General features: G+C 44.8%; 11 protein-coding genes and 2 pseudogenes. 11 read left to right on the plus strand and 2 right to left on the minus strand.

The window, feature by feature from the left end:
- A pseudogene (locus L5M10_RS18345) lies at positions 1–193 on the minus strand (IS256 family transposase); the annotation flags it as partial.
- Positions 194–274: 81 nt separating this feature from the next.
- On the opposite strand from L5M10_RS18345, the pseudogene L5M10_RS18350 reads away from it, so the two are divergent.
- The 6 genes and pseudogenes from L5M10_RS18350 to L5M10_RS18375 all read left to right on the plus strand — a co-directional run.
- A pseudogene (locus L5M10_RS18350) lies at positions 275–1639 on the plus strand (chemotaxis protein CheA); the annotation flags it as partial.
- 10 nt (positions 1640–1649) lie between these two features.
- Positions 1650–2162, plus strand: coding sequence for a chemotaxis protein CheW (locus L5M10_RS18355; protein WP_049821692.1), 513 nt, complete (start codon positions 1650–1652; stop codon positions 2160–2162).
- Between the two features lie 5 nt (positions 2163–2167).
- On the plus strand, positions 2168–4165 hold the full coding sequence (locus L5M10_RS18360; RefSeq protein ID WP_173496898.1) for a methyl-accepting chemotaxis protein: 1998 nt from the start codon (positions 2168–2170) through the stop codon (positions 4163–4165).
- Positions 4166–5011, plus strand: coding sequence for a CheR family methyltransferase (locus L5M10_RS18365; protein ID WP_259565407.1), 846 nt, complete (start codon positions 4166–4168; stop codon positions 5009–5011).
- The gene (gene cheD / locus L5M10_RS18370; protein ID WP_105252529.1) at positions 4998–5618 is read left to right on the plus strand and encodes a chemoreceptor glutamine deamidase CheD; all 621 of its coding nucleotides are present in this window, start codon (positions 4998–5000) and stop codon (positions 5616–5618) included. Before L5M10_RS18365 ends, cheD begins: the two co-directional genes overlap by 14 nt.
- A 3-nt stretch (positions 5619–5621) precedes the next feature.
- Positions 5622–6671, plus strand: coding sequence for a chemotaxis response regulator protein-glutamate methylesterase (locus L5M10_RS18375; RefSeq protein ID WP_219252389.1), 1050 nt, complete (start codon positions 5622–5624; stop codon positions 6669–6671).
- 108 nt (positions 6672–6779) lie between these two features.
- Here L5M10_RS18375 and L5M10_RS18380 read toward each other — a convergent pair whose 3' ends face one another.
- Positions 6780–8414, minus strand: a complete 1635-nt coding sequence (locus L5M10_RS18380; RefSeq protein WP_105252527.1) for a diguanylate cyclase — start codon at positions 8412–8414, stop codon at positions 6780–6782.
- Positions 8415–8805: 391 nt separating this feature from the next.
- On the opposite strand from L5M10_RS18380, the gene L5M10_RS18385 reads away from it, so the two are divergent.
- From L5M10_RS18385 to L5M10_RS18405, 5 genes are all read left to right on the plus strand, one after another.
- Positions 8806–9486, plus strand: coding sequence for a class I SAM-dependent methyltransferase (locus tag L5M10_RS18385; RefSeq protein ID WP_173496900.1), 681 nt, complete (start codon positions 8806–8808; stop codon positions 9484–9486).
- Positions 9476–10537 (plus strand): HNH endonuclease, encoded by a 1062-nt coding sequence (locus L5M10_RS18390; RefSeq protein ID WP_263138913.1) that lies wholly within the window; start codon positions 9476–9478, stop codon positions 10535–10537. Before L5M10_RS18385 ends, L5M10_RS18390 begins: the two co-directional genes overlap by 11 nt.
- A gap of 314 nt (positions 10538–10851) precedes the next feature.
- On the plus strand, positions 10852–11271 hold the full coding sequence (locus tag L5M10_RS18395; RefSeq protein ID WP_263255708.1) for a hypothetical protein: 420 nt from the start codon (positions 10852–10854) through the stop codon (positions 11269–11271).
- 21 nt (positions 11272–11292) lie between these two features.
- Positions 11293–11877, plus strand: a complete 585-nt coding sequence (locus L5M10_RS18400) for a hypothetical protein (protein ID WP_259581069.1) — start codon at positions 11293–11295, stop codon at positions 11875–11877.
- A gap of 119 nt (positions 11878–11996) precedes the next feature.
- Positions 11997–12623: a Fic/DOC family protein gene (locus tag L5M10_RS18405; RefSeq protein WP_105252522.1), complete on the plus strand. Its 627-nt coding sequence runs from the start codon at positions 11997–11999 to the stop codon at positions 12621–12623.

The following is a 12623-nucleotide window of genomic DNA, read 5'->3' on the forward strand; positions in this document are numbered from 1 at the left end:
TGGTTTTGGTTGTTTTACCGTTCTTACGGTTGGCAGAGGTACTGGTGGCGAGGTGCTCCTCAAGTTCGGCATTAAGCGCGGCTTCAGTAAGCTGTTTAATCAAAGGGGTGAGGATACCATCCTTGCCCGTGAGGTCTTGGCCTTCACGCAAAGCTTGAATGGCGGCATTGATATCAAATGTAGGTGCAGTCATAAATCATCTCTTTTGGGTTTATTTTAAAGAAATGACACAGAAATTTGAACACTACCTCGAGCACATCAAGCCAAGGAAACTGGAAGTAGCCAATCCAAAAACATCTTATTTAAAGCCAAAGCGACTGAGTCCACCGCACCTGATTCAACCGTGCCCACGAGTCCTTCTGTGAAAGCAAGCTCGCCTGCAATACTGAGTTCAAACGCAACATCAAACTCATCCGTTGCCCCAAAGCCCAATACCACAGAGGTGAAAACAGCGACTAAAAAATCAGCAACGCCGGCTCAGGATGCCACCTTAAGGGTCGAAACCTCTAAGATAGATACTTTGGTTAATCTCGCGGGCGAGCTGGTGATCACTCAGTCCATGTTGACCCTCATTGGTAACGAGATGACGGGCGATTTAGGTGAGCGACTCAAGACCGCACTCAATGAATTGGAACGTAATACCCGTGAAATGCAAGAGGCAGTGATGTCGGTGCGTATGCTGCCGGTATCTTTTGTGTTTAACCGTTTCAACCGTTTAGTGAGGGACCTTTCTGAGCAACTGGGTAAAAACGTCAATCTCGTGATTGAAGGTGGCAACACAGAAATTGATAAGGGAATGATTGAAAAGCTCGTCGATCCGCTGACCCACTTAGTGCGCAATAGTTTAGATCACGGTATCGAAAAACCTGAAAAACGGCTCGCAGCGGGTAAATCCGAAGTGGGCGTGTTATCCCTTAAAGCCAGTCAAAGGGGCGGTAATATCGTTATCGCTGTGCACGATAACGGTGCAGGTTTACACCGTGAGCGCATTATTCAAAAGGCGCGGGAAAACGGTTTGCAAGTGGCTGATAACAGTAGCGACAAGCAAATTTGGCAATTGATTTTTGCCGCAGGATTTTCAACTGCGGAGGAAGTCACGGATGTGTCTGGCCGTGGTGTCGGTATGGATGTGGTGCGCCGTAATATTGAAGCCTTAGGCGGACGCATTGATATTGAGTCCACTGAGGGCCAAGGCTCAACCTTTGAAATCCAGTTGCCACTCACGCTCGCCATTGTCGATGGTATGACGGTTTCTGTGGGAAATCAGATCTACATTCTGCCCTTAGTGCACATCATAGAATCTATTCAGCCGCAAACGGAACAACTTAAATTTCTCGCCAAAGAAAGACTCTTAAAAGTACGTGAAGAGTACTTACCTCTGCTCAATCTTTATCAGCTGATGGAAATTGAGCCCAATGCCCGCTGCCCAGAAGAGGGCATAGTCGTATTGCTCGAAAGCAACCACAAGCGCTTTGGCCTGTGCGTTGATGCCTTAGTTGGCCAGCAGCAAGTGGTGATTAAAAGTCTTGAAAAACATTATCGCAGGATCCCCGGTGTTTCCGGTGCCACCATCATGGGCGATGGCAGCGTCGCGTTGATCCTCGATGTCGAATCGCTCGCTCTGCACATTAAAAATTAAGGAAATAGCCATGGAGAGTCGATCAACTATGACCGCCAAAGTGGAATACAACGCCCATGATGAGGTGGAGTTTTTAAGCTTTATGTTAGGCGAAGAGCACTATGCCCTCGACATTATGTCCGTCAAAGAAATTCGCGGTTATGAGTCGGTCACTAAAATCGCCAACGCCCCTAGCTTTATAAAAGGCGTGATTAATCTACGCGGTGACATAGTGCCCATAGTGGATTTGCGGATGAAATTTGCTGTTGGAACAGCCACTTATAACGAGTTCACTATCGTTATTATGCTCAATGTGTTTGAACGTATTGTCGGCATAGTGGTCGATGCCGTCTCCGATGTGATTAAGCTGTCGGCGGAGGAAATTTTACCTGCCCCAGAATTTGGGGTGGCGTTCGATAGCCGCTACCTCAAAGGCTTAGCCACGGTCGAGGATAAGATGATCATTTTAGTAAATATTCAGGCTCTGATCAGCAGTGATGAGCTGGGTCTAATTGATGCAAATAGTCTGACTGATCAGGAGTAACAATAATGAGTATCTTCAAATTTTTTGGCAATGATGAGGCGCGTGAGCAAAGGGATGAAGAGCGTCAGCGCTATTTTCAGCTACTTGATAATAGTGGCAACAGCTTTATGATCGCTGACAGTCAGCGCAATATTATTTATGCGAATAAAGCCGTTGTCCGTTTGCTGCAAGAGGCAGAGGACGATATTCGTAAAGAGTTACCTCAGTTCTCGGTTGCCAAACTGATTGGCAGTAATATCGACATTTTCCATAAAAATCCCGCACATCAGCGCAATTTATTAGAACGTCTAACCCAATCCCATACCGCGCAAATTACCATAGGCAAACGTACTTTTAGGTTGATTCTGACGCCGATTATCACAGCTGAAAATAAACATTTAGGTACAGGTGTTGAGTGGATAGATCGCACCGAAAGTATCGAAGCCGAGCGAGCAACCCAGCGCATCCTCGAAGCGCTCAATAATACCAGTACCAACGTCATGATAGCCGATGCTAACCGTACTATCATTTATATGAATCGTTCGGTCGAAACTATGTTGCGCCATTCTGAAAGTGAGATACGACAAGCCTTACCGCATTTTTCTGTGGATAAAATCCTCGGCAGCTCGATGGATATCTTCCACCGCAATCCTGCTCACCAAGCAAGTTTACTCGATAAATTAGACCGTAAATATGAATCGCTTATTAAGGTCGCGAGTTGCCATTTTCGCTTAACCGCCAGCCCGATTGTGTCTAAAGAAGGTGAGCGCTTAGGCACTGTGGTTGAGTGGCTCGACCGCACCATTGAAGTCCAAACCGAGCAGGAAATTTCCCGCATAGTCACAGCCGCAGCGGCGGGTGATTTCTCCCAAAGGGCGGAAACAGATGGTAAGCAAGGTTTCTTTTTAATGCTGGCGAACAATTTAAATTCGTTAATTGAAACCTCGGAACGTGGATTGCAAGATGTGGCGCGGGTGCTGATGGCGCTGGCGGATGGCGATTTGACCACTCGCATTTATAACGACTATGAAGGCACCTTTGATGATTTGAAAAATTACTCAAATCAAACTGCTGAAAAGTTATCCTTCATGATCCAAGATATTCAACGAGCCGCGGATACCATCAATACCGCTTCGGCAGAAATAGCTCAAGGCAACGCCGATTTATCCAGCCGCACCGAAGAACAAGCCTCCAGCCTAGAGCAAACCTCGGCCAGCATGGAGGAACTCACTGGTACAGTGAAACTCAATGCGGATAACGCCAGTCAAGCCAATGCCTTAGCCTCTAAAGCGGCTGAAGTCGCAGTGGACGGTGGTGAGCTTATTCAGCAAGTTGTACAGACCATGGCATCGATTAATGAATCGGCGCGTAAGATTGCCGACATTATTGGTGTTATCGATGGCATTGCTTTCCAGACCAATATCTTAGCGCTCAATGCTGCGGTTGAAGCGGCGCGGGCGGGCGAACAAGGCCGCGGTTTTGCTGTGGTCGCGTCAGAAGTGCGTAGCTTAGCCCAACGTTCGGCCAATGCCGCTAAAGATATCAAGGCACTAATTTCGGATTCGGTGTCTAAAATCGAGAGTGGCAACAGCCTTGTCGGTAAGTCCGGCGATACCATGAAGGAAATCGTCATCGCCATTAAACGGGTGAACGACATCATGGCGGAAATTGCCTCAGCCTCTAATGAGCAGGCCATCGGTATCGATGAGATCAGCAAAGCCGTAGTGCAAATGGATGAAATGACGCAACAAAATGCGGCATTGGTTGAAGAAGCGGCCGCCGCAGCGGAAAGCATGCAATCCCAAGCGCAGCAACTCTCAGACAGTGTCGCCAGTTTTCGCGTGGACGACGAAGATGAAGCCCCAAGACGCAGCAACGCGAGATTAGCGGCGCCCAAAGCGAAGGCGATGAAACCCATCAAACAGCAGCTTCAACCTATGGCAAAATCAAGGGTGACAGAGAAACCTAAAACCAATGCGATGAAGCCCATGAAGCAAGATCAAGATGAATGGGAAGAATTTTAATTGAGTGAAAACAAACCATTGGAACGAGAGTTTACCTATACCTCGGTGCACTTTAATACCGCGAGGACGACGCTGTACCGCTTAGCGGGGATCAAACTCGCCGATAGCAAGGATGCTATGGTGTATAGCCGTTTAGTGCGGCGGATCAGAACATTGAAATTAGCCGGATTTTCGGCTTATTTTGAGTATCTGCTAAGCCATGAAAACGAACACCAAGAATTTATCAATGCGTTAACCACTAATCAAACAGCATTTTTTCGGGAACCGCATCACTTTGAAGTGTTAAAGCAATATTTAATCGATAACCCAGATACCCGCAGGATCTGGTGTGCGGCCAGTAGCACAGGGGAAGAACCATACTCGATTGCGATTGCTGTCGCTGAACATTTCAACAGTTTTAAAACGCCTATCGAGATCATTGCTTCCGATATCGACAGCGGCGTGCTTAAAAAGGCTGAAATGGGCATTTATCCCTTAGACAGGATCGATACAGTCAGCGATATCCGCAAGAAACGGTTTTTTCACCGCGGACGCGGTTCACAGTTGGGCAATGTGCGCGTTGTGCCCGAATTAAAGCAGATGCTCAAGTTTACCCGCATCAATTTACTCGATTCTTTTTGGCCGCTAAAAACGCCAATCGATGTAATTTTTTGCCGTAATGTAATGATTTATTTCGATAAAGAAACGCAGGAAGTCATATTAAAACACATGATGAACTCCCTTAGCGAGGATGGGCTTTATATTGCGGGACATTCGGAAAATTTTAATATGTTCCCGCAAATCATCACTGCCGTTGGTCAAACAACCTATCGGCCAGTGAAGGGGCTCATGAGTGCTAAAACCTAATATCGAATATGCCATTGCAGAGCCGAATCGCTATCACGATCATCATTTTGGTTGCGATGCGGTAAAAATATTACCCGGCGAGTATTTTGCGACCCGTGAAGATACCATGATAGTGACAGTGTTAGGCTCCTGTGTGTCAGTGTGCTTGTATGATCCTAAGCTCAAAATTGGCGGAATGAATCACTTTTTATTGCCAAGTGACAATAGCAATTGTACTGGGGTGCTTGCCGATTCTGCCCGTTACGGCGTGTATGCCATGGAGTTGTTAATCAACGACTTACTCAAGCTTGGCGCACAGCGCAACTCACTCGAAGCTAAGGTGTTTGGGGGCGGCAATATGTTACGCAGTTTTACTGTGCACAACATTGGTGAGCGTAATGCTGAGTTTGTGATTGAATATCTCAATCTTGAAAATATCCCTATCGTTGCTGCCGATTTACTCGATGTGTATCCGCGCAAAGTGTATTTTTTCCCCCATTCGGGCAAAGTGAAAGTCCGTAAAATTAAATCCATGCATAACAGCACAATTCTTGACAGGGAAAGTGAGTACCGTTTACGGGTTCGTAATTTACCTTCGGGCGGCGACGTTGAACTATTTGGTGATTAAGTTATGACGATCAAAGTGTTAGTTGTTGACGATTCTGCGCTAATGCGCAGCTTGCTCGGTAAAATGATTGAGGCTGACTCTGAACTGTCTCTGGTTGGGCTTGCTGCCGATGCCTACGAGGCCAAAGATCTGGTGAACCAATTTCGCCCCGATGTGATTACCTTAGACATCGAAATGCCCAAAGTAGACGGTTTAACATTTTTGGATCGCTTGATGAAAGCCAGACCCACTGCAGTAGTGATGATTTCATCGTTAACCGAGCAGGGCGCTGATGCGACCTTTAATGCCTTGGCCTTAGGCGCGGTGGATTTTATCCCTAAACCGAAATTAGACTCGCCCCAAGGTATTCATGATTATCAGGATTTGATTTTAGATAAGATCAAATCTGCCGCGAAAGCCAAAATCATCAAGCCGCAGAAATTTGTTGAGCCAGTACGCCCTGTTTCAAGTAAGCGGCCAATATTGGCCAATACAACCCTGACACAGCATTTAGTCGCGATAGGCGCATCTACTGGCGGTACTGAAGCCATTCTTTATGTATTACAACATTTACCCGCGGCTATGCCGCCGATAGTGATCACCCAACATATGCCAGCGGGGTTTACCCGCACTTTTGCGGAACGTTTAAATCGACAGTCACGGATTACTGTCAAAGAAGCCGAGCATGGGGAACGACTCTTACCCAGTTATGCCTATGTTGCACCAGGGGATCATCACCTTGAGATCATCAAAGTGGGTGGTAGTTATAAAGTTAAATTAACCCAAGATGAAAAGGTCAGTGGCCACAGACCTTCGGTCGATGTGATGTTTACGGCCTTGGCCCAATGTGCCGCGCCCAATATCAGCGCGATGATTTTAACTGGCATGGGCAAAGATGGCGCCGAAGGCATGGTGGCGCTACACCAAAAAGGAGTCACTACATTTGCCCAAGATGAACAAAGTTGTGTGGTATTTGGCATGCCACGAGAAGCAATAAAGTGCCGTGCGGTAGATTATGTGGTGGAGTTATCGCAGATGCCGAGCAAGCTCATTAACCATTTAAGCTCACTGTGACCGCCCACGCTGAGTGGGATTCAAAAGTGATGAATAGAGCGTGAGTCTCGCAGGAAGAGCATCACGCCGAACTGATTTGTGCGCTGCAGTGGCTCATTCTATCTAGTGCTAGTCAGTCGGAGAAACCACGAGCTGATTTCTGCCTAAACGTTTAGCTTCGTAAAGGTTTTTATCTGCTAGTAACAGACAATCTTGAAATTCCTCACATTGATCCGAAAAGGCTAAACCGCCGCTGAGCGTCACCTTAAATTCGACGCCATCTTCAACAAATACGATATGGCTAAAGCTTTCACGGATCGCATTCAACTTGGCAATCGCCAGTGGTTTTTGCATATCTGGCAGCACTAACATAAATTCTTCACCACCGTAGCGGCCGGTAAAGTCAGTTTGACGTAAGGATTGTTGTAACAGGTGGGCAAATGCCAACAACACCTTATCACCACCGGAATGACCATAAGTATCGTTGACCTTTTTGAAGTGATCTAAATCGAACATAGCGATACAAACTTGAGAGTTAATCCGTTTCGCTACGTTAAAACAGCGTCTCGCAGCCACCAGAATTTGGGTATGATTTAGCAGCCCAGTTAAGCTGTCGCGACTAGCCGAACTGCGAATATCATGACCCCGTTGCGCACGGGAAATCACCTGCGCGACGAATAAACTCGGCGCGGTTTGCTTTGAAATTAAGTCATCTGATCCCGCTTGTATGATGCTGACTTTATTCTGCATCGTATCATCAGAGCTCAACACGAGAATTGGGCTCGAGGTGTATTTGTCCAATTGACGGATCATCTTTGCCAGCTCAAGCCCGTTCACTTCGGGCATGTACAAATCGAAGATAAACAAATCAGGCTCAAATTGCTCAAGGGCAGGCAAGACTTGCTCGGCACTCGATAACCCTTTTACCATCAAACCGTGACTGCGTAACAGACTTGAAAAGTAATCCACCATAGATTGTTGATCATCCACCAGTAACACCTTCAAGGGTTGTTTCTCTGACATTTTGAGGGATTGATGGATTTTGCGCACTAATAAAGTGGTCTCAGCGGGTTTGACAAAATATTCGCTGACATTGGCACGAATGGCCAATAGCCGCATGTCAAAATCTCCCCGCGAGGATAAAACAAACACTCGGGTATTATTCTTCTCAAACTCAGTGGCGGCTTCGAACAAGGCCTCTTCAGTCCAATCGGGTAGAATTAAATCTAATAAAATCAGATCAAAGGGCGTTTTATTTTGCACTACCAGAAAGCTCGTGAAATTCAAAAAATGCTGCACACTAAAACCGAACTCTCGCAGCTGCTTTGTGATCATAGCGCCGACATTACCATCGTCTTCTATGATTGCAATATGGTGCTCATGGCGCGCCTTTGATGGTTTATAGGGGCTTTGCTGCATTTGCGCCTCCACTACCGGCGCCGACGGTTGGCCGCGCATATTGTTTTGTAACAACTGGTGGAAGAGGGTATCTAAGCCTTTGATCGTAGGAAGTTCGGGGGCTGGCGCATTGAGCAGCCCCTTAAGCAGCAACTCCAGTTTATCGACTATGTGTTTGGTATCTGACAACCCAAAGGTCTCGCTCGACCCTTTTAAGTTATGCACCTCTCGGTATACGGCAGACAGCATGTGTGCGTCCCAATTTTTACGCAATGAAATCCACAAGGTAATGATTTGTTTCTTTTTATCCGGCAGTGCATGTAGAAACTGTCGTTTAAGTTGCTCTAACGAATCTTCAAAACTCATAGGCAATAGATATCCTAAATAATTGAGCCCTAGGTCTTAATCTCTATATAGACGCTACGCCAAGACGTTAAAACCCGTTCACTCCAACACTGAAATGGAAACTACTCTGGAGAAGCATGTAACAGATTCAATCAATTGCACTTATCTTTACACTCACTCATAGAGTGTAAACCACTGCAAAAAAAACGATGGGGAAATGCTGAGATTGCATAGGCATTGATAAGAATATTGGGTCGAATAGCCGAAATCAGCACAGTGATCGCGAACAGTATAATGCTAAATATTTTATGCAAAACAGCATGATAATGATGGCATGTATTTTTTATCAAATACGACTGTGATAAGTTAGCGTCTGTAAAAACAATCACTTGTTGCAAAAGGATCGTTGTCAGTGAGCACAGTGTTTTATAATGACCACGCCGAAATACTCGCGGCACAGTATTTGTCTAAAACCTTTGAAGAAGTGCATTCGAGTTGGTTGCATCATCTTTTGCCTCTACTTACTAAAAATACATTGTCGATATTGGATGTGGGAGCTGGTTCTGGCCGGGATGTGTATTATTTAGCCGAAAAAGCACAGGGCAAAAAGACACAAATTATTGCAGTCGAACCTGCGGTTGTTTTAGCAAAAATGGGGCAGGTGTTAACGCGGGATCTACCCGTGCGTTGGATTGAGGATGGTTTACCTCAGTTGCAAAAAGTGGTTGGCCTAGCGCAACAGTTTGATCTGATTTTACTCAGCGCTGTGTGGATGCATTTATCTCCCTCAGAACGCCCACTTGCACTAGCAACACTCTCACGCTTACTCAATTCGACTGGACTTTTAGTCATCAGTTTGCGCCATGGCCCAAGCCCCGATGCGCGCGTTATGCACCCAGTCAGTGCCGATGAACTGCTCACACTTGCTGCAGATTGTCAGCTACGACTTTTAGATTTGAGCCAAGATGAAACCGATAAACTCGGTCGCTCACAAGTGCATTGGCAGACGTTAGTTTTTACACCCAAACTGATGCCAAACGTAAATGCACCTGAAGCAAGCGTTATTATTCAGGAGCGACTGAATGCCGATTGATGCGAGAAGACAAGTTGAATTTATTAGCTATTTACAACGTCTGTTAGTTGAAGGGGATTTCGTTGCAACTTACAAATTTGCCTTACTGCATGCGATCGCCGATATCTGTATCGAACGGCCATTAATACTCAATGCCGATCCTGCGCTGAAAACCGCCATCAGTATTGATGATTTGGTAGAGAAGTTTATTGAACTTTACTGGCAACACTCTTTGCCTTTTGGTGCCAATGATGGGTATTTTGTCTTGATTCAAAATAGTGGAAAGCAATCAGCCTTGATCAACAGTTTGATTGAACTACGCCATCAAGGTGTTAACAGTCTATCCCAGTTAAAAGCGCATCTTAGTTATCCAGCTTTATTGCGTAAAACGCGCGGTACGTTAAAAGATGGCCCCTTATGGCGCTTACAAAACTTGTCACGTAATGAAGAATGTTTTCTTTATCCCCATGATAAAAAGAAAAATTACATCGAGTTGAATCCGGGGATCGCATTTTGCTTCAGGCGATTTCACGATTTAGTGGTGTCATTGGCTCGTACTCAATGGGTACAAAAAATCGCCGAGTTTCCCGCAAATCAGGTCATTATAGGCAGTAAAGGCAATTTAAGTGAGTTTCTGTTTGGTAGCGACAGACAGACGATCACCCATGCTAGACCTGTACTGCTTGATATCCAAAAAGGCCAATGCTTCTATTGCCAAAAATCATTAAAAGAAACAAGCGAAGTGGATCATTTTATCCCTTGGGCACGATATCCTAATGATTTAGGCCATAATTTTGTCCTCGCACATAGCAGTTGTAATAATCAAAAACGCGATCATCTTGCCGCTCAGCACCATAAAGATAACTGGTATGAGCAGAATATTATCCAGCATGGCCAAACGTTACACTCTGAACTCAGTCGATATTTTGTCTGTGAGAGTGATCGCTCTGAAGCCATTACGACTTGGGCTTATCAGCTAGCAGGACAAAATCGCTCGCCTCTCTGGCTCGATAAAAAGACCTTTGTGCCTTTTAATGCATTAGACAATGACCTGTCAAATACAGCAATTTAGAGCATGCTCACAGTTTTATGGCACTTATTTTTAGCACTCGCCAAGGTAAGCAACTGTGCTGCAATTGAATGAGCAACGCTGCCAAGCTAAAGTAATCAATGAACTATTTACATGTTATCTTGGTGGCATTACATTTTATCTTCATTGATTTTGTTACCTGTTGATAGTAAAGGTTTACTTTCTGCCAAGGTAATTGATTTCAAAGAGAATAAGGAGTATTTGGTAGACATATATGGCGCACTCGTTCAGTGACAACAAGCAGATGAATGCACCATGGAATTTATTGATAATACATGTCTAGTTTTGGAGGTTAGATGATGAAATCGATTTTCTTACTGCCCATATCTGTGCTTGTGCTGATAGGTTGTACAACGCCTAAATCGCCGAGTGAAGTGTATGACGAGTATAATGCTAAGGTACAGCAGGGGATAAGTTATCAAGAGGACAAGGCTTACTATACCCAACGTAAGCAAGCGGATGTTGAGTCTAAGTTCCCGCAGCAGATGAAGCAGTCCCGCGATGAAGTGATCGCATCTTATCTTTCATTTTCAAAAGCGGCTGCCAAGTGCAAAGCACTCACCTTAGTGTCGCAGGTGATAGAAGGGGATACGGCCGTTCTTGAATATGCACAAAAAGATCTCTGTGGTAATGCATCGGAGGCGAATGAAAAACAAAGAATTAGCATGATAAATGAAGGTGGTTGGAAAATTGATGAGCTCCAAATTAGTCTCTAAATCATTTGGAATATCGTATCAATGACAGGATTTTATGAGTTTTTTAGCCTGCCAAACGGAGTTGAGGTTACTTGCCCCCATTGTGCTGGCTGCGCCACTTTTACCTTTGCCCATGTTTTTCGTTTAGAGAAAAAAGATGTGCATTTATTTGAGGGTAGGCAGTTTGAGATCAAGCAGTTTAATCAAAGGTTTGCCCATAAATGGCCAGGTGTGCTGTTTTTCCCTCCGCTATTGGATGCTTCTTGGCGGGAAAAATTGCCAGAAAAATACCAAGGTACTTCGACTTGGGAACATAGGGCGAACAGTGCTTTTACAGATGGTACAGATCTTGGTCTTATTTGTTGTTATCAGTGTATGGCAAAACAGAAACATCGACTTGAATGGCCCAATGACGCATTTTATTCCCTTGAGTTTAAAGGTCATTCACTTTGGGCATTTAATAAACAGATGATGCTTCAGATCCGTGATTATATTCAGGCCAAAGATCGCGATGCGGTATTCGAGTCTGAGCCGATAGTCATTCGACATTTACCGACAATTTTTAAACTGGCTAAAAATCGCGAGATATTGGTTAAAAAAATTAATAAGCTAATTTATAGCCCATAGTTTCTACATACCTATTTCAAAGACTTGTGTGGTCAATCTCATCGAGTAGTTGTGTTAAGTTGTCTGTGACTCGGATATTTGCTTTTCTATTAGTTATTACAGTTAGCGGGTCTATTATCATGTCGAAATATCATATTGGCACTACCGAGGATGAATTCGAACCCGGTTCCGGCGGCCATATACTTCGTAACAAACTCGCGATAACCGATGAAGAGGATATGGCAGAGGTAGAGACTCAGTTGTTACTAAAGCTTTATGAGTACGTGTTTCAATCTGGTGTTATTGAAAGCGAGCATCTATCGGTTGGTATGCTCTTTGAGTGGCATCGAAAATGGCTCGGTAATGTTTATTACTGGGCTGGTGAGCGGCGTACAGTCAATATGGGAAAAGGTGGTTTCGAATTTACGGCAGCGGCTCAAATACTTAAGTGTCTCACTCAGTTTGAAAAGGAATATTTAAGCAAGTTCAATGGTTTAAATTCGTTTTCTAGAGACGAAGTTGTGAGTTACTTGGCTGAAAGTCATGTGGAATTTATCCTAATTCACCCATTTAGAGAGGGAAATGGACGTTTGTCACGTTTGATACTCGATGTGATGGCAGTAAAGGCGGGTTATCTCCCACTTGATTATGGGATTTGGGAACAAAATAGAGATTTTTATTTTAAGTCAATTCAAGCAGGGTTGGGTGGGGATTATCAACATATGGCTCGTTTGGTAAACGATGTGCTCAGCGCTAAAAACGAATGA

Origin of the sequence: Shewanella sp. SM32 (assembly GCF_025654235.1) — a bacterium.
Classification (GTDB): domain Bacteria; phylum Pseudomonadota; class Gammaproteobacteria; order Enterobacterales; family Shewanellaceae; genus Shewanella; species Shewanella oncorhynchi.

What these genes read in the sequence shown, in the direction of transcription:
- L5M10_RS18405 (WP_105252522.1), top strand. Translation starts at nt 11,997, where the DNA reads ATGTCGAAATATCATATTGGCACTACCGAGGATGAATTCGAACCCGGT.
- L5M10_RS18390 (WP_263138913.1), top strand. Translation starts at nt 9,476, where the DNA reads ATGCCGATTGATGCGAGAAGACAAGTTGAATTTATTAGCTATTTACAA.
- L5M10_RS18380 (WP_105252527.1), bottom strand. Translation starts at nt 8,414, where the DNA reads ATGAGTTTTGAAGATTCGTTAGAGCAACTTAAACGACAGTTTCTACAT.
- L5M10_RS18400 (WP_259581069.1), top strand. Translation starts at nt 11,293, where the DNA reads ATGACAGGATTTTATGAGTTTTTTAGCCTGCCAAACGGAGTTGAGGTT.
- L5M10_RS18360 (WP_173496898.1), top strand. Translation starts at nt 2,168, where the DNA reads ATGAGTATCTTCAAATTTTTTGGCAATGATGAGGCGCGTGAGCAAAGG.
- L5M10_RS18355 (WP_049821692.1), top strand. Translation starts at nt 1,650, where the DNA reads ATGGAGAGTCGATCAACTATGACCGCCAAAGTGGAATACAACGCCCAT.
- L5M10_RS18375 (WP_219252389.1), top strand. Translation starts at nt 5,622, where the DNA reads ATGACGATCAAAGTGTTAGTTGTTGACGATTCTGCGCTAATGCGCAGC.
- L5M10_RS18395 (WP_263255708.1), top strand. Translation starts at nt 10,852, where the DNA reads ATGATGAAATCGATTTTCTTACTGCCCATATCTGTGCTTGTGCTGATA.